Raw genomic sequence first — 17,375 nt, 5'->3', positions numbered from 1 at the left:
CCGGCCCGGCGACCGGAAAGCCTCCCGGTGGCAGCGGACCGACCGGTCGAGTGAGAAACGGGGGAACGGCAATGGTGCCGCCCGACAGCGCACGTCCGGTGGTCGCGATCGTCGGCAGCGTCGATCCCGGCCGAACCTATTCGCCCGAGCTGAGGCACCCCGGATCCGCCCCCACCGCCTGCCGCGAGCTGGGCCGTCAACTCGCCCTGGCCGGTTACGACCTGGCCGTGTTCTCCGCGAACCCGAGGTACGTCGAGCACGACGTCGTCCACGGGTACGCCCAGGAGGACGGCGCGGTCTTCGCGCACGTCCCGCGCCACCGCGACGCCGACTTCGGCCTGCCGCCGGGCAGCCCGGCGGCCGTGCACACGGTGCGGGACACCGGCCCGGAGTGGGAGGTGTCGTTCTACCGGACGCTGCTCACCTGTGACGCGCTGCTGCTCGTCGGCGGCGGCCAGTCGACCCGGGTGGCCGGGGTGATCGCCCTGTCACAGCGCATCCCGATGCTGCCGGTCGCCGCGTTCGGCGGCGGCGCGAGCCAGGTGTGGGTCAACCTGGACAAGGTCCGCAACGACACGACCGACGACGACATCACGCTCCTCGGGCAGGACTGGCGGCCCGACTCCGCCCGCCGGCTCGTCGAGTGCCTGGACGGACAGCGGCTGCGCCGCGCCCAGTGGCTGCGGGAACGCGAGCGCGCCGGGCGCCGGGCCTCGCTCTCCACCGGCCTGGGCCTGACGGTGGCGCTGCTGTTGCTGGTGTGCGCGCTGCTGGGCTTCGGGCTGGCCGGTGAGCCCGGCCCGGCGACGGGGCGTCGGCTCGCGGTCCTGGTGGTGACGCCGTTGCTGGCCGCCATGGCCGGCGCGGTGATCCGCAGCTCCTTCGAGGCGGCCGACCAGTGGCCGAGGTCGGCGGTCCGGGGACTGGGCGCCGGGGTCGTCTCCGTCCTGCTGTACGTGGCGTCGCAGCTGCTCACGGTGCCGTCGCTGCTCGACGAACTCGACGTGCGCAGGCTCCTGTTCTTCACGCTGCCCCTCGGGTTCAGCGCCGGCTTCACCTTCGACCTCGTCTTCGAACGCCTGCGCTCGGGAGCGGCCCCCGATCCCCCCGCGCCCCCGGCCGGACAGCCGCCCGGGCCCGGCCCGGCCGACCGGCCGTGACCACGCCTCAGCGGGCCGCGGCCGCCACGATCGCGTCGACCACCCGCGGCACCGACCCGGTGTGCAGCGACAGGAACAGATTCGGCTCGACGAGTTCCAGCTCCATCACCCGCGGCGCCCCGTCCTCCCCGTCGACGAGGTCCACCCGCGCGTACAGCAGCTCCGGAGCCTGCGGTACGGCGGCCAGGGCGCGTTCGGCGACGGCGAGTTCGGCCGGGGTCGGGGTCCAGGGCTCCAGGCCGGGGTGGGCGACCTTGCGCTCGTCGTAGGGCGTCCCGGGGGTCAGGACGGCGCCCTTGCGGCTGGCGTGCAGGAGCCGGCCGCCGTAGAACTGCAGCGCCCGTTCGCCGCTGACGTCGATGCCCTTCACATACGGCTGCACCATCGCGGTGAACCCCTCGGCGTGCATCCGCGCGAGCTGCCGTACGGCCGTGTCGTGCTCGTCGGCCGTGTACCGGGCGGCGAACCGGGCGCCCGCGCCCGAGGTCGGCTTGACGACGTACTCGTGGTCCACGGGAGGCCGTCGGCGCCGTCGCCGGGGGCGAGGTAGCGGGTGGGCACGACGGGCACGCCGGCGGCGGCGAGCTCACCGAGGTACCGCTTGTCGGCGTTCCACCGCACCACCTCGGCCGGGTTCGCGAGCCGCGTGGCCTTGCCGCACCGCTTTGCCCACGCCAGGAACTCCGCCGCACGCCAGCTGTAGTCCCAGGTCGACCGGATCACCGCGAGGTCGTACCCGCTCCAGTCGACCGCCTCGTCGTCCCAGTACACGGCGTCGGCCCCGGCCCCCGCCTCGCGCAGCGCGCCCACCAGCACGGGCAGGTCGCGGTCGACGCTGATCTCGGGACCGGGGCGGCAGGTGACGAGGGCGATACGGGGCACGCCGGGCTCCTCCGGATGGGACGTATGTGCGATCGGCAGGTTAACAAGCACTTCCGGAACCGGGACAGACCGGAGCCCTCCCCTCCCGCCTCGGCCATTCCCCCGGCCCCGGCCCCGGCCCCGGCCCCGAAGAGCGCCGGGTCGTCCTCAGACCCGCGCCGTAGCCGGCCCGCCCTACGGCTCCCGCTCGTCCTCCGGCTCCCAGTCCAGCAGCCGCACCTTCGCGACCGTACGGACATGGCGGCGCATGGCGGCCGCCGCCTGCCCCGGCCGCTGGTCGGCGATGGCGTCCAGGATGGCCTGGTGCTGGGCGAGGGAGCGGGCCGGGCGGTGGGGCTGGCGCAGGGACTCGGTGCGGCTCTCGGCGATCTGGTCGGCGATGGAGCGCATGAACTCCGCGAGGATGCTGCTGTGCGCGGCGGCGGTGACCGCGGCGTGGAAGAGCCGGTCGCCCTCCACTCCGTGGCCGTCGTCCTCGACCTCCTTCGCCATGTGCGCGAGGGCCGACCGCATCGCCGCGAGGTCCTCCTCCGTGCGGCGCTCGGCGGCCAGTTCGGCGAGCTTCGTCTCCAGGGCCTCCCGCGCCTCCAGGACGTCGGGCAGCCGCCGCCGGCGCTCGACCATCCGCTCCACCGGCTCCACGTCGAGGCTGTCCCGCACGAGATACGTGCCGCCCCCGTGCCGCACCTCCACCAGGCCCTGGACCTCCAGGACCACGATCGCCTGCTTCACCGAGGCCCGGCTGACCCCCAGCCGCTGGGCGAGGTCCCGCTCGGTCGGGAGCCGGTCCCCGGCGCCGAGGCCGCCCTCGGCGACATACGCGCGCAGCCGGTCGAGCACCTGCTCGTAGAGGCGCTGCTTGGTCATGGGGCGCAGGGCGTCGTCGGTCACGGGGTCCCCCTCTCGCCGGGAGCGTAGCACCGGCGCGGTCGAGTGGTCCGGGGGTCGGGTGGTCAAGTGGCTGAGCCAATTCTGCGCCACCCCTTGACGTCCGGCCCCGGCGCGCCCACGCTATCCAGCCATCACCCCGATGTCGTCCGAAGTGGCTCAGCCACTCAGCCACTGAGGGGGTGTGAACCCGCAACCGCCCCGGGACCCAACGACGGGAGCCCGTATGTCCCCCGAACTCATCTCGATCCTCGTCCTCGCCGTGGTGTTCGTCATCGCCACCACCCGCTCGATCAACATGGGCGCGCTCGCGTTCGCCGCCGCCTTCGCAGTCGGCACCCTCGTCGCCGACCTCGACGCGGACGGCATCTTCGCCGGCTTCCCCGGCGACCTGTTCGTCGTCCTCGTCGGCGTCACCTACCTCTTCGCCATCGCCCGCTCCAACGGCACCACCGACTGGCTGGTGCACGCCTCGATCCGGCTCGTCCGGGGCCGCGTGGCCCTCATCCCCTGGGTGATGTTCGCCCTCACCGGCGCGCTCACCGCCATCGGCGCCGTCAGCCCGGCCGCCGTGGCGATCGTCGCCCCGATCGCGCTGAGCTTCGCCGCCCAGTACGGGATCAGCCCGCTGCTGATGGGCGCCATGGTCGTACACGGCGCCCAGGCCGGCGGCTTCTCCCCGATCAGCATCTACGGCTCGATCGTCAACGGCATCGTGGAGCGCGAGAAGCTGCCGGGCAACGAGGTTGCCCTGTTCCTGGCGTCCCTGGTCGCCAACCTGATCATCGCCGGGGTGGTGTTCGTCGTCTGCGGGGGACTGGGGCTGTGGCGCCAGGACTCACTCGCCAAGGGCGCGGGAGACGCCCCCAAGGGGCGCGGGGCTGCAATCGATTTGCGGCTGCCGCCGCGTGGGCGCGACCAGCCCCAACGGCGCGACACAGGGACGACAACAGAACCCGCCCCCCACCCCTCCCCCACAACCACCACAACCGTCACCCGCGAAACCACCCCCACCCCCGCCCTCCCCCTCACCCCACCCCGAATCGCCACCCTCCTCTCCCTCATCGCCCTCGTCGTCGCCGTCCTCGCCTTCGACCTGGACGCGGGCCTGACCGCGATCACCCTCGCCGTCATCCTCAGCGCCCTCTGGCCGGACGACAGCCGCAAGGCGGTCGGCGAGATCGCCTGGCCAACGGTCCTACTGATCTGCGGCGTCCTGACCTACGTCGGCGTACTGGACGAGATGGGCACCATCACCTGGGCCGGCGAGGGCGTCGGCGGCATCGGCGTCCCGCTGCTGGCCGCCGTACTGCTCTGCTACATCGGCGCGATCGTCTCCGCGTTCGCCTCGTCCGTCGGCATCATGGGCGCCCTCATCCCGCTGGCCGTGCCGTTCCTGGCCCAGGGCGAGATCGGGGCCGTCGGCATGGTGGCGGCACTCGCGGTGTCGGCGACCGTCGTGGACGTGAGCCCCTTCTCGACGAACGGCGCGCTGGTGCTGGCCGCGGCGCCGGACGTGGACCGTGAGCGTTTCTTCCGCCAGCTGATGGTGTACGGGGGGATCGTGGTGGCGGCGGTGCCCGCGGTGGTGTGGCTGGCACTGGTCGTGCCGGGCTGGGGGTAGACCCGGGACGACGGCAACCGTGCGGAATGGTCGAGCAGTTGAGCAGTTGAGCAGTTGAGCAGTTGAGTCGAGTACCTAAGGAGTACGACGCGTGTCCTCTCTCTTCCCGGCCCTGACGGGCGCCCCGGCGGAGCGGGCCGCCCTGCGGTTCGGTGACCGCTCCCTGACGTACGGCGGCCTCGGCGCCGCCGCCGGTGCCCTCGCGGCGCGGATCGGCGGGGCGGGCAGAGTGGCCGTCTGGGCGACCCCGGCGCTGGAGACGGCCGTGGCGGTGGTGGCGGCGCTGGAGGCCGGTGTGGCGGCCGTACCGCTCAACCCGAAGTCCGGGGAGAAGGAGCTCGGGCACATCCTGTCGGACTGCGGGGCGTCGGCGGTGCTGGCCGCGCCGGGGGACGAACTCCCCTCCTCCCTGGCCGACTTGGACCGTATCGACGTCGACGTCGACGTCGACGTGCGGGCGACCGGCCCGCTCGCCGCGGCACCGGCGTCCGACGAGGACCCGGCGCTGGTCGTCTACACCTCCGGCACCACCGGCCCGCCCAAGGGCGCGGTGCTCCCGCGCCGGGCCGTCTCCCACACCCTGGACGCGCTCGCCGACGCCTGGCAGTGGACCGGCGAGGACGTACTGGTCCACGGTCTGCCCCTGTTCCACGTCCACGGCCTGGTCCTCGGCATCCTCGGCCCGCTGCGCCGCGGCGGTTCCGTACGGCATCTGGGCCGGTTCAGCACGCAGGGGGTCGCGCGGGAGCTGGACGACGGCGCGACCATGGTGTTCGGCGTGCCGACGATGTACCACCGCATCGCCCAGGCCCTCCCCGACGACCCCGGGCTGGCCCAGGCACTGGGCAAGGCGCGGCTGCTGGTCTCGGGCTCGGCGGCGCTGCCCGTGCACGACCACGAGCGGATCACGGCCGCGACCGGGCAGCGGGTCGTCGAGCGGTACGGCATGACGGAGACGCTGATGAACACCAGCGTCCGGGCGGACGGCGAGCCGAGGCCCGGCGCGGTCGGCGTCCCGCTGCCCGGTGTGGAGCTGCGGCTGGTGGAGGAGGACGGGACGCCGATCGCGTCCTACGACGGCGAGACCGTGGGCGAGATCCAGGTGCGCGGCCCGAACCTGTTCACCGAGTACCTGAACCGCCCCGACGCGACGGCCGCGGCCTTCACCGGGGACGGCTGGTTCCGCACGGGCGACATGGCGGTGCGCGACCCCGACGGATACGTCCGGATCGTCGGCCGCAAGGCCACCGACCTGATCAAGAGCGGCGGTTACAAGATCGGGGCGGGCGAGATCGAGAACGCGCTCCTCGAACACGCGGGGGTGCGGGAGGCGGCGGTCACCGGCGAACCGGACGCGGACCTGGGCGAGCGGATCGTGGCGTGGATCGTCCCGGCGGACCCCGAATCGCCGCCCACGGCCGACGAGCTGGCGTCCCACGTCGCAGCCCGGCTGGCCCCGCACAAGCGCCCCCGCAAGGTCCACTACCTCGACGCCCTCCCCCGCAACGACATGGGGAAGATCATGAAGCGGGCCCTGACCCATGACTGAGCGGCGCCTGTCGGCACGCGAGGTCATCGCCCTGGTCGCCGACGAGACCTCGTTCGCCGAACTCCCCGCCCCGGAGCGGGAGTCCTGCTCCGAGCCGGACGGCCCCCTGTCCTGGCAGGGCTACGACGCCTCCCACGCGCGCGCCCGGGAGCGCACCGGCGAGGCGGAGTCCGTCATCTGCGGCACCGCGACCGTGGGGGGCACGCCGGCCGTGCTGCTGGCGTTCGAGTTCGGCTTCCTGGGCGGCTCGCTCGGCGAACGCACCGGCGACCGGCTGGAGTCGGCGTACGCCCACGCCCGCGCCCACCGCCTCCCGGTCGTCCCCCTGGTCGCCACGGGCGGCAGCCGTATGCAGGAGGGCATGCTCGCCCTCACCCAGCTCCAGCGCGTGGCCCGCCAGTCGATACTCACCAGAGAGGCCGGCCTCCCCCAGATCGCCGTCCTCCGCGACCCCACCACCGGCGGCGGCTGGGCCACCCTCGGCGCCGGCGCCGACATCACCCTCGCCCTCCCCACCGCCCAGATCGGCTTCGCCGGCTCCCGCGTCCGCCCACCGGACGCCGACCCGACGGCGTACACGGCGGAGGCGCAGCTGGCGGCGGGGGCGGTGGACGCGGTGGTCCCGGCGGAGGAGCTGCGGGGGGTGCTGGGTCGGTGGCTGGGGCTGCTGGCGGGCGAGGCGGCGCGGGGCGCGCCTCGGTCGGCGGTTCAGGGTGATCCCGAAGCGGCGACTCAGGACGCTTACGGCCCGCCCCAGGACGCTGCCGACACGGCGGGCCCGGAGGCTGCCGGCCCGACAGCCCAGGACGCTGCCGGCACGGCGGCTCAGGACCCTTCCGGCCCGACAGCCCAGGACCCTTCCAGCCCGACAGCTCAGAACCCATCCGGCCCGACAGCCCAGAACGCTGCCGCTGCGGCGGCCCCGGAAGCTGCCGGCCCGACAGCCCAGGACGCTTCCGGCCCGACCCAGGCCGCTGCCGACACGGCGGGCCCGGAGGCTGCCGGCCCGACAGCCCAGGACCCTTCCAGCCCGACAGCTCAGAACCCATCCGGCCCGACAGCCCAGAACGCTGCCGCTGCGGCGGCCCCGGAGGCTGCCGGCCCGACAGCCCAGGACCCTTCCAGCCCGACAGCTCAGAACCCATCCGGCCCGACAGCCCAGAACGCTGCCGGTGCGGCGGCTCCGGAAGCTGCCGGCGCGACCGCTGCGGGGACTCCGGGCCCGACAGCGCGACGCCCTGCGCCTGAGGCCGCCGCCGGGCCCGCCCCGGCACAAAGAGCGCCCCTGGACCTCGCCCCCCACGCGACCGCGACCGCGCCCCCGCCCCCGTCCCCCCTCGGCGTCACGGACCTCCCGGCCACCGGCTGGGACGCGGTTCAGCGTGCCCGGGCGGCTCGGCGTCCGCGTGCGGAGGCGTATCTGGCGGCCTATTTCGAGCACCGTGTCCTGATCAGCGGCGACCGGTGCGGTGGCGCCGACCCGGAGGGCATGCTCTGTGGGTTCGGTGCGCACGAGGGCCGTACGGTCGCGTACGCCGCGCAGACCGGCACGGCGACCCGCCCGGCGGGCTACCGGACCGCCGCCCGGCTGATCCGGCTCGCGGACCGGCTGGGGATCCCGGTGCTCACCCTGGTGGACACGCCGGGGGCCGCCAACGACGCGGAGGCCGAGCGGCAGGGGGTGGGCGCGTCGATCGCGGACCTGTTCGGGGCGGTGGCCGGGGCGCGTGTCCCGATCACCACACTCGTCATCGGCGAGGGCGGCTCGGGCGGGGCGCTGGCGCTGGCGGCGCCCGGCAACACCTGGGCCACGCCGGACAGTTACTTCTCCGTCATCGCACCGGAGCCGGCGGCGGCGATCCTCAAACGGGGACCGGAGGAGGTGGAGGCGACGGCGGACCAGCTACGGATCCGGCCGCAGGACCTGGTGGAGCTGGGGGTGATCCGGGGAGTCGTCGGCGGGCCGCCGAGCGAGGGCACGGCGTAGAGGAGCACGGCGTAGAGGAGCACGGCGTAGAGGAGCACCGGGTAGAGGAGAGCACGGCACCCCGGCCCATACCCGAAGCCCCCGCTCCCCCGCCGCCGACACGCCCGCCTGACCCCCCATCAGAAACAAAACCCCCCATTCAGCCGCACCCCACCCGGCCCCCTCCAAAAGGCGCCCCCCACTGGGCAGACCGCACGATCGGAGTCAAGGAGGTCCGTCGCACGGCGGCCCCGCGCCATCGACCCCACACCCCAAGCGAGGCCCGCCACCCACCCGGCGGACCCATGGTCTGCGTTTTCGGGAGGCCCCCCATGACCGCCACGCTGGAGCAGCTCCGCCGCTGCCACTTCGCCGTCGACCTGGGGGCGGCCAGGACCCGCGTCTATGTGAGGGGCGCCGGACTCGTCGTCGACCAGCCCTCCGCCGCGGCCGTCAACACCCGGACCGGCGCCCTCATCGCGGTCGGCGAGTTCGCGGAGAGGATGACCGGCCGTACCCCGGACTACATCCGTGTCGTACGGCCCGTCTCCGGCGGCACCGTCGTCGACATCGAGATGGCCCAGCGCATGCTGCGGCACCTGCTCGGCGACAAGATGCGCCGCGCCCTGCGCCGCAAGCCCTTCCTGCGGGCCGCCGTCTGCACGCCGCACGACGCCGACCCGCTCGCCCAGCGCGCCGCCATCGAGACCCTGGTCGGTCTGGGCGCCCGGCGCGTCGAACTCGTCGACACGCTCATCGCGGCCGCGGTCGGGTGCGGACTGCCCGTCGAGCAGCCCGAGGCCAGCATGATCATGGTGTGCGGGGCCGCGGCGACCGAGGTCGCGGTGCTCTCCCTCGGCGCCATCGTCACCGCCGAACGCATCCGCGTCGGCGGCGAGGCCGTGGACCACGCGATCGTGCAGCACCTGCGCCACCAGCACGAGCTGATGCTGCCCAGCCAGAACGTACGCCCCCTGCAGCTCGCCCTGTCCGGCAACGGGCTCACCGCCCAGGGCCCGACCTCCACGGAGATCCACGGCCGCGACATCTGCACCGGCCTCGCCCGTTCCGTCCAGGTCGACACCGCCGCCGTACGGGACGCCATCCAGACCCCGCTCACCGCCGTGCTCGACAGCATCGGCAAGGTGCTGCGCGACTGCCCGCCCGATCTGGTCGCCGACCTCGCCGACCGCGGGATCATGATGGTCGGCGGCAGCGCGCTGCTGCCCGGCTTCGACGAGATGCTGCGGCAGGCCACCAGCATGCCCGTGCACATCGCCGAGCGCCCCGACGTCTGTGCCGTCCAGGGCCTCGGCACCATGCTGGAGGGCAAGATCGCGGCCATGAAGCTGGACCAGGGCCAGAACGACGAGGACCAGGACCAGGACCGGCCAGGACCAGGATGAGGCCCAGGACCCTGTCGACTGAGCCGGGCTAGTACGGCAGGATCCGCCCCGAGGGTGTGCGCCGGTCGATCTCGCCCCTGGTGTCGCGGGGAGCGGCAGGCCGGCGGGTGACACGAACGCGAACGTGGGTCTGGCGGTTCATGGCGCCCTCCTCGTATCCCGGGTCCGTTGCGACCAGCCTTCTCTCCGCAACCTTTCGGCACATCGTGCCCACGGAGGCACTTGTCATGCCTCCGTGGGAGGAGCGGATGGGCGCACGGCTACGTCCCCCGGAGGAGACCGCCCCCGAGAGCGGGCCGCCGACCTGCGCTGGACCCGGCCCCGCAACAGGCGCACGCTCGTCTGTAGGGCCCTCAACCCGTACGGAAGTGATCTCGATGGCAGACAAGCAGAAGGACTGGACCGTCCGGATCCGCATCACCGAGGACGGCGACGACACCCGCGCCGAGGCCGTGCTGAGCACCGAGGACGCGGCCGAGGAGATCTCGCCCGTCACCGGCCGGGGCGTGGCCCACCGCAACCCGATCGACCGGCCCATCCCGGAGGTCGGCGACGAACTCGCCGCCAGCCGCGCCCTGGAGGACCTGGCGATCAGACTGCACGACATCGCCTCCGACGACATCGTGGAACTGGCCGGCCCGGTCGACCAGGGCGGCAGCCGGGCGTGGGAGCGGCCGTAGGGCCCTTGCGGCTCTCAGGGCCCTCAGGGTCTGTCCAGCCAGCTGTAGCGCCGTTCCGGGCGGCCCGCCTGCCCGTACCGCAGTGACACCTCCGCCTGCCCCGTGACGCTGAAGTGCTCCAGATAGCGCCGGGCACTCACCCGGGACACCCCGAGCCGCGCCGCGCACTCCGCGGCGGAGAGGCTGCCGTCGGTCGCCCGCAGCTCGCGTTCGATCAGCTCGGCGGTCTCCACGCTCATGCCCTTGGGCAGGGCTGCCGCCGGGCCGGACGGCGCCGCGCCCCGCGCCAGCGCCCGGTCCACGTCGGACTGTCCGCTGACGACCGCCGCGTAGAGGTTGCTGCGCCGTGCCGCGTACCGCTCCAGACGCGCCCGCAGGTCGTCGGCGTCGAACGGCTTCAGCAGATAGTCGACGACCCCCTGGCGCACGGCGCCCCGCACCGCGTCGGACTCGCGTGCGGCGCTGATCACCATGACGTCGCAGTCGTGTCCGGCGGTGCGCAGCCGGGGGATGATCTCCAGCCCGAACATGTCGGGGAGGTAGAGGTCGAGCAGGACCAGGTCGGGCTGCAGCTCGGCGACGGCGGTGAGCGCCTGTTCCCCGCAGTTCGCCGTGCCGATCACCCGGAACCCGTCGACGTCGTTGACGAATCCGCGGTGGATCCGGGCCACCATGAAGTCGTCCTCCACGATCAGCACATCGATCATCGGACCTGCTCCATCGCTCGGTCGGCCGGACGGCCGACGGACATCCGGGCGGTGAACATGGCGCCCGCCGGCGTGTTGGCCACCGACACCTCGCCGCCCCGGCGTTTGCACACCAGCCGGGTCAGGGCCAGGCCGATCCCCCGGTCGCCGCCCTGTGCGGCCTTGGTCGTGAACCCGTGCAGGAAAACCTCCTGCGCCAGCTCGGGCGCCACGCCCGGCCCCGAGTCCCGTACGACGATCTCCACGCTGGAGGCGTCCTGGCGCAGCTCCACCTCCACCCACGCCCCGGCCTCGCCGTCCTCCGTCCTGGAACCGCTCGCGGCCGCGTCGACGGCGTTGTCCACGAGGTTGCCGAGGACGGTCGCCACGTCCGCGGAGTCCGTCGGCTCCAGCCGGTCCAGTGCCGTGCGCTCGGAGATCCTCAGCCGTACCTTGCGCTCGGCGGCCAGCGCCGACTTGGCCATGAGCAGCGCGGCGACGGCCCGGTCGCGGACCCGGCTGGTGAGGTTCAGGTCGAGCGACTCGCGGTGTTTGCGCAGGGCGCGGACGTACCGTACGACCTCGTCGTGCTCGCCGATCTGGATGAGCCCGGAGATGGTGTGCAGCTGGTTGGAGAACTCGTGGGCCTGGGCGCGCAGCAGCTCGGTGGTGCTGCGGAAGGAGCCCAACTCCCGTTCCATCTGGGCGAGTTCGGTGCGGTCCCGCAGGGTGGTGACGGAGCCGAGGCGGCGGCCGTCCTTGGTGACGTCCATCCGGTTCATCACCAGGACCCGGCCTCGGCGTAGGACGACCTCGTCGCGGGGCGCGGGATCGCCGGGCTCGCCCTCGCGCGGGGTGCCGGCGAGGACGTCGTACAGCCGTCCCTCGATGCCCAGGTCGGCCAGGCTCATCCCGACGCAGTTCTCGGGCAGGTCCAGCAGACCGCGGCCGACGGCGTTGACGAGCGTGAGGCGCTGCTGCGGGTCGAGGGCCACCACGCCCTCGGCGATCCCGAAGAGCATCGCCTCGCGGTGTTCGGCGAGCCCGGCGATCTCGCTCGGCTCCATGCCGAAGGTCTGGCGTTTGATCCGCCGGGCCAGCAGCCAGGAACCGGCGATCCCGAGGACGCTGGCGACGCCGAGGTAGACGAGCAGATAGGACGAGGCGCCCACGAGCCGCTGCCAGACCGACGGCGAGGCCCGGCCGATCATCACGGTGCCGAGGTGGTTCCCGGCGTTGTCACCCGCCGCGCCGAGTACCGGCGCCTGCGCCACCAGCTCGGTGACGCCGTCGACCGGCAGCTCGCCGGACCAGCCGCGGCCCTCGGTGACCTGCGGGCCGTCGGACGGCATCCGAGTGCCGACGAGGGTGGGGTTCGTCGAGGCGACGATCTCGCCGCCGGCGTCCGAGACGGTGGCGGAGGTGACGCCGGACCGGGTGAGCGTGGACTGCAGGAGCGGCGCGAGCATCTCGGCCGGGGCGGGCCGCACCAGCTGGGTGCGGACGAGCGGGTTGCCCGCCAGCTCCTCGGCGAGCGCGGTCACCCGGCGCCCCTCGACCCGGTCGAAGGTCGCCTTCGACTGCGCCAGGGACACCCCGGCCACGGCGGCCAGCACGATCACGACAATGGCGAGCTGCCATACGAGCAGCTCACCGGCGAGCGTCTGGCTCCGTCTGTGCCGTTGGCTCCGCTTTTGCCGTGCCGTTATGACCACTATGAACTCAACCTTCAATGGTCACAGAACCGAGACGGGGTGTCTCAGGAATCGCACAATCATGGCGCCGGAACGGGCCGAGCGAAAGAGATGAGCCATGAGAACTCGACGAGCCGCAGTTGTCGGAGCTCTTGCCGCCGTGTCGATGGTCGCGGTCAGCGCCTGTGGCGCCACCGCCGACAAGGAGGAGGGCGGGGGCGGCGACGGCAAGCCCGTGACGGGACTGCGCCTCATGGTCCCGAACACCCCGGGCAGCGGTTACGACCTCACCGCCCGCACCGTCACCCAGGTCATGCGGGACACCGACGTCGCCTCCGGCGTCCAGGTGTTCAACCTGCCCGGCGCCAGCGGCACGGTGGGCCTGCAGCGCCTGGTGAACGAGAAGGGCAACGGCAGGATGGCCATGCAGATGGGCCTCGGTGTCGTCGGCGCCTCGTACACCTCCAAGTCGGAGGCGACCCTGACGGACACCACGCCGATCGCCAAGCTGATCGAGGAGGCCGGCGCGATCGTCGTGCCGAAGAACTCGCCGTACAAGACGATGGACGACCTCGTCACCGCCTGGAAGGAGAACCCCAAGAAGCTCGCCGTGGGCGGCGGCTCCTCGCCGGGCGGCCCCGACCACCTCCTCCCGATGCAGCTGGCGAAGGCCGTCGGCATCAAGCCGAAGGACGTCAACTACGTCTCCTACGACGGCGGCGGCGAGCTGCTGCCGGCCATCCTCGGCGACAAGATCGCGTTCGGGGCGAGCGGCTTCGGTGAGTTCCTGGACCAGATCGAGGCCGGTCAGGTGCGGGTCCTCGCGGTGACCAGCGAGAAGCCGATCGACGCGCTCAAGGACGCGCCCACGCTCAAGGACCAGGGCATCGACCTGGTCTTCACCAACTGGCGCGGCATCGTGGCCCCTCCGGGCATCACCGCCGAGCAGAAGAAGACCTGGGTCGACTCGCTGACCAAGATGCACGACTCCGACGAGTGGAAGGCGCAGCTGGAGAAGAACGGCTGGGTCGACTCCTTCGTCACCGGCGACGAGTTCGGCGCCTATCTCACCGAGCAGGACAAGGCGGTCGCCGACATCCTGGCCGAGCTCGGTCTCGCATGAGCTCCGAGGTGAAGGACGAACGGACCGTGGAGGACTCCCCTCCGCCGCGGGAGGGCGGGGACCGCGCGCAGTACGGCGTGTGCGTGTTCCTCGCCCTGCTGGGCACCGCCGTGATCGTGGACGCCCTCGGCATCCCGCACATCACCAGCGGCACCGACCCGGTCGGCCCGCGCGCGGTCCCGCTGATGCTGGGCGGTCTGCTGGTGCTGCTCGCGGCGCTGTACGCCGTGGACGTGGCCCGCGGCGGCCGCGGTGAGCCGGAGGGCGGCGAGGACGTCGACCTGACGAGCGGCAGCGACTGGCGCACCGTTCTGCTGCTGATCGCGGTGTTCGTGGCGAACGCGCTGCTCATCGAGCGGCTCGGCTGGGTGATCAGCGGGGCGCTGCTCTTCTGGGGCACGGCGTTCGCGCTCGGCAACCGCCACTACTTCCGCAACCTGCTGATAGCGGTGACGCTCTCGCTCACGACCTTCTACGCGTTCGCGATCGGCCTGGGCGTGAACCTCCCCGCCGGTGTCCTGCAAGGAATCCTGTGAGGCCTGGCCCGTGACGGACAACCTGAACAACCTGATGCAGGGCTTCGCGGACGTCATGGCCCCGCTGAACCTGCTGCTCGCCCTGGTCGGCGTCGTCATCGGCACCGCGGTGGGCGTCCTGCCGGGCATCGGCCCGGCGATGACGGTGGCCCTGCTGCTGCCGGTCACCTACGGCATGGAGCCGGTGCAGGCGTTCATCATGTTCGCCGGCATCTTCTACGGCGGCATGTACGGCGGCTCGACGACCTCGATCCTGCTGAACACCCCCGGCGAGTCCTCGTCCGTGGTCACCGCCATCGAGGGCAACAAAATGGCGAAGGCGGGCCGCGCGGCCCAGGCCCTGGCCACGGCGGCGATCGGCTCGTTCGTGGCGGGCACCATCGGCACGCTGCTGCTGGTCCTGATCACGCCGTTCGTGGTGGACTTCGCGGTCAGTCTGGGCGCACCCGACTACTTCGCGCTGATGCTGCTGGCGTTCATCGCCGTGACGTCGGTCCTGGGCTCGTCCCGCGTCCGGGGCTTCATATCCCTGCTCCTGGGCCTGACGATCGGCCTGGTCGGCATCGACTCGGTCTCCGGCCAGCAGCGACTCACCCTCGGCATACCCCAGTTGGCCGACGGCATCGACGTCGTCGTGGTCGCGGTCGGCATCTTCGCGGTCGGCGAGGCGCTGTGGGTGGCCGCGCACCTGCGGCGCAAACCGGCCGAGGTGATCCCGGTCGGGCGCCCATGGATGGGCAGGAAGGACTGGAAGCGGTCCTGGAAGCCCTGGCTGCGCGGAACGGCGTTCGGCTTCCCGTTCGGCGCGCTCCCGGCCGGCGGCGCGGAGATCCCGACCTTCCTGTCGTACGCCACGGAGAAGCGGCTCACCAAGCACCCCGAGGAGTTCGGCAAGGGCGCGATCGAGGGCGTGGCGGGCCCGGAGGCCGCGAACAACGCCTCCGCGGCGGGCACCCTGGTCCCGATGCTGGCGATCGGCCTCCCCACCAACGCCACGGCGGCCGTGATGCTGGCGGCCTTCCAGTCGTACGGCATCCAGCCCGGCCCGCTGCTCTTCGAACGCGAGGCGAGCCTGGTCTGGGTCCTGATCGCGAGCCTCTTCGTCGGCAACCTGCTCCTGCTGCTGCTGAACCTCCCGCTGGCCCCGGCGTGGGCGAAGCTGCTGCAGATCCCGCGGCCGTACCTGTACGCGGGGATCCTGTTCTTCGCGTCGATGGGCGCGTACGCCGTCAACGCCCAGCCCCTCGACCTGTTCCTCCTCCTCACGCTGGGTCTCCTCGGCTTCGCCATGCGGCGTTTCGGGCTCCCGGTGCTGCCGCTGATCGTCGGGGTGATCCTGGGTCCGCGGGCGGAGTTGCAGGGCCGGCGTTCCCTTCAGCTGTCCGGCGGCGAGTTGTCGGGTTTGGTGGGCGGCCCGGTGTCGTACTCGGTCTACGCGGTGATCGTGCTGGTCCTGCTGTGGCCGCTGGTTCACCGTTTCGTGGTAAGCCCCTTGCGTGCGCGAAACGCCGCCGCCTGAGACGTCTGGAGTGCAGAGATGACCATCCTGGTCGGCTACGTCCCCTCCCCCGAGGGCGAGGCGGCCCTACGGGCGGGGATCGACGAGGCCCGCCGCCGCGGCGAGAAACTGCTGGTGGTGAACACGACCAGGGGTGACGCCCTGGTGGATCCGCGCTTCGCCCAGGAGCCCGATCTGACCCATGTGCGCGAGGACCTCGCGGCCCTGGGCGTCGACTTCGACATCCGTCAGGTCCTCGGCGCGCGGGACGCCGCGGCGGAGATCATCGACCTGGTGGAGCAGACGGACGCGTCCCTGGTGGTGATCGGTCTGCGCAAGCGCAGCGCCGTCGGCAAACTGATCATGGGGTCCGCGGCCCAGCAGATCCTGCTCGGGGTGGACTGTCCGGTCCTCGCCGTGAAGGCGGCGGGGTGAGGTGACGATGATGCTGCGAACCTTCGGCTGGTCGTTCGCCATCACGGTGCTCGGCCTGACCTTCGCCGCGTGGCAGTGGGGCTGGGAGGCCTTCGGGATCGTCCTGATCCTGTCGATCCTGGAGATCTCCCTCTCCTTCGACAACGCGGTCGTCAACGCCGGGATCCTGAAGAAGATGAACGCCTTCTGGCAGCGGATCTTCCTCACGGTCGGCATTCTGATCGCCGTGTTCGGGATGCGGCTGGTCTTCCCGGTGGTGATCGTCGCGATCAGCGCCAAGGTGGGGCCCGTGGAGGCGGTCCAGCTCGCCCTCGACGACCCCGACCGCTATCAGGACCTGGTCACCGACGCCCACCCGGCCATCGCGGCCTTCGGCGGCATGTTCCTGCTGATGATCTTCCTCGACTTCATCCTTGAGGACCGGGACATCAAGTGGCTGACCTGGCTGGAACGCCCGCTCGCCAAGCTCGGCAGGATCGACATGCTGTCGGTCTGCGTCGCCCTGGTCGCCCTGCTGGTGACGGCGATGACCTTCGCCACCCAGGCCCACGTCAGCACGGGGCACGCGGACAAGGCGGCCACGGTGCTGCTGTCCGGTGTGGCGGGCCTGATCACGTATCTCGTCGTCGGCGGCCTCTCGTCGCACTTCGAGGAACGGATCGAGGAGGAGGAGGAGCAGGAGGAGGCGGCGGAGAAGAAGGCCCGGGCGGAAGGCAGGCCGGTCTCGACGGTGGCCCTCGCCGGCAAGGCCGCGTTCTTCCTCTTCCTCTACCTGGAGGTCCTGGACGCGTCCTTCTCCTTCGACGGCGTGATCGGCGCCTTCGCCATCACCAACCACATCTTCTGGATGGCCCTGGGCCTCGGCATCGGCGCGATGTACGTCCGTTCGCTGACCGTGTACCTGGTCCGCCAGGGCACCCTCGACGACTACGTCTACCTCGAACACGGCGCCCACTACGCCATCGGCGCCCTCGCCGCGATCCTCCTGGTCACCATCCAGCACCAGATCAGCGAGATCATCACCGGCCTGATCGGCGTCGTCCTGATCACCGCGTCCTTCCTGGCCTCCGTCCGCCGCAACAGGGTGCTGGCGGCGGAGGGGGCGGACGGGGTGCCCGAGGAGGAGAAGGGAGAGGTGCGGTCGGGCGCGTGAGGAGCGGCCTCCCCCCGGCCAGGCTGCGACCGGCCAGCCCGCCCGGCTGTGGGCAGCCGCCCCGCCAGCCAGGCTGTGGGCAGTCGTTCCGCAGA

Annotated in this window: 13 protein-coding genes and 3 pseudogenes; 12 read left to right on the top strand and 4 right to left on the bottom strand. The window is 72.4% G+C overall.

Going from position 1 to position 17,375, the window contains the following annotated elements; genetic code table 11:
- The first annotated feature begins 71 nt into the window (after positions 1–71).
- Positions 72–1,160, top strand: a complete 1,089-nt coding sequence (locus AQJ67_RS38945; RefSeq protein WP_062724227.1) for a hypothetical protein — start codon at positions 72–74, stop codon at positions 1,158–1,160.
- A 7-nt stretch (positions 1,161–1,167) separates the two neighbouring features.
- Here the strand turns inward: AQJ67_RS38945 and AQJ67_RS38940 are convergent.
- A pseudogene (locus tag AQJ67_RS38940) lies at positions 1,168–2,042 on the bottom strand (ATP-grasp domain-containing protein).
- 174 nt (positions 2,043–2,216) lie between these two features.
- Positions 2,217–2,909 (bottom strand): FadR/GntR family transcriptional regulator, encoded by a 693-nt coding sequence (locus AQJ67_RS38935; RefSeq protein ID WP_062724321.1) that lies wholly within the window; start codon positions 2,907–2,909, stop codon positions 2,217–2,219.
- A 247-nt stretch (positions 2,910–3,156) separates the two neighbouring features.
- Between AQJ67_RS38935 and AQJ67_RS38930 the strand changes: the two genes are divergently transcribed.
- From AQJ67_RS38930 to AQJ67_RS38905, 6 genes and pseudogenes are all read left to right on the top strand, one after another.
- Positions 3,157–4,554: an SLC13 family permease gene (locus AQJ67_RS38930; protein ID WP_062724226.1), complete on the top strand. Its 1,398-nt coding sequence runs from the start codon at positions 3,157–3,159 to the stop codon at positions 4,552–4,554.
- 91 nt (positions 4,555–4,645) lie between these two features.
- Complete coding sequence (locus AQJ67_RS38925; protein WP_062724225.1) at positions 4,646–6,103, top strand: acyl-CoA synthetase; 1,458 nt, start codon at positions 4,646–4,648, stop codon at positions 6,101–6,103.
- A pseudogene (locus AQJ67_RS50855) lies at positions 6,096–6,810 on the top strand (carboxyl transferase domain-containing protein); the annotation flags it as partial. The gene AQJ67_RS38925 and the pseudogene AQJ67_RS50855, both read left to right, overlap by 8 nt.
- 614 nt (positions 6,811–7,424) lie before the next feature.
- Positions 7,425–8,090, top strand: a pseudogene (locus tag AQJ67_RS50850) (carboxyl transferase domain-containing protein); the annotation flags it as partial.
- Positions 8,091–8,401: 311 nt separating this feature from the next.
- A complete protein-coding gene (gene mreB, locus AQJ67_RS38910; RefSeq protein ID WP_062724224.1) occupies positions 8,402–9,475 on the top strand; it encodes a rod shape-determining protein in 1,074 nt (357 codons plus the stop codon).
- 377 nt (positions 9,476–9,852) lie between these two features.
- Positions 9,853–10,155, top strand: a complete 303-nt coding sequence (locus AQJ67_RS38905) for a DUF1876 domain-containing protein (protein ID WP_062724223.1) — start codon at positions 9,853–9,855, stop codon at positions 10,153–10,155.
- A 23-nt stretch (positions 10,156–10,178) separates the two neighbouring features.
- Here AQJ67_RS38905 and AQJ67_RS38900 read toward each other — a convergent pair whose 3' ends face one another.
- Both AQJ67_RS38900 and AQJ67_RS38895 read right to left on the bottom strand, forming a co-directional pair.
- The gene (locus AQJ67_RS38900; RefSeq protein WP_062724222.1) at positions 10,179–10,862 is read right to left on the bottom strand and encodes a response regulator; all 684 of its coding nucleotides are present in this window, start codon (positions 10,860–10,862) and stop codon (positions 10,179–10,181) included.
- Entirely contained in the window at positions 10,859–12,556 is a 1,698-nt protein-coding gene (locus AQJ67_RS38895; RefSeq protein ID WP_425264217.1) for a sensor histidine kinase, read from the bottom strand. Before AQJ67_RS38895 ends, AQJ67_RS38900 begins: the two co-directional genes overlap by 4 nt.
- A 97-nt stretch (positions 12,557–12,653) precedes the next feature.
- On the opposite strand from AQJ67_RS38895, the gene AQJ67_RS38890 reads away from it, so the two are divergent.
- Genes AQJ67_RS38890 through AQJ67_RS38870 form a run of 5 tightly spaced genes read left to right on the top strand, consistent with a single transcriptional unit; the run spans position 12,654 to position 17,280 of the window.
- Positions 12,654–13,658, top strand: a complete 1,005-nt coding sequence (locus AQJ67_RS38890; RefSeq protein WP_062724221.1) for a Bug family tripartite tricarboxylate transporter substrate binding protein — start codon at positions 12,654–12,656, stop codon at positions 13,656–13,658.
- Positions 13,655–14,194: a tripartite tricarboxylate transporter TctB family protein gene (locus AQJ67_RS38885; RefSeq protein WP_062724220.1), complete on the top strand. Its 540-nt coding sequence runs from the start codon at positions 13,655–13,657 to the stop codon at positions 14,192–14,194. Before AQJ67_RS38890 ends, AQJ67_RS38885 begins: the two co-directional genes overlap by 4 nt.
- A gap of 34 nt (positions 14,195–14,228) precedes the next feature.
- Positions 14,229–15,713: a tripartite tricarboxylate transporter permease gene (locus AQJ67_RS38880; RefSeq protein WP_062724319.1), complete on the top strand. Its 1,485-nt coding sequence runs from the start codon at positions 14,229–14,231 to the stop codon at positions 15,711–15,713.
- Between the two features lie 18 nt (positions 15,714–15,731).
- Positions 15,732–16,127 carry a universal stress protein gene (locus AQJ67_RS38875; RefSeq protein WP_062724219.1) on the top strand — a complete coding sequence of 132 codons (396 nt, stop codon included), beginning with the start codon at positions 15,732–15,734 and terminating at the stop codon, positions 16,125–16,127.
- A gap of 7 nt (positions 16,128–16,134) precedes the next feature.
- Entirely contained in the window at positions 16,135–17,280 is a 1,146-nt protein-coding gene (locus tag AQJ67_RS38870; RefSeq protein ID WP_062724318.1) for a DUF475 domain-containing protein, read from the top strand.
- The last annotated feature ends 95 nt before the right edge of the window (positions 17,281–17,375 follow it).

The organism is Streptomyces caeruleatus (genome assembly GCF_001514235.1).
In the GTDB taxonomy this organism is placed as follows: domain Bacteria; phylum Actinomycetota; class Actinomycetes; order Streptomycetales; family Streptomycetaceae; genus Streptomyces; species Streptomyces caeruleatus.
This window is presented reverse-complemented; position numbering and strand designations above follow the sequence as displayed.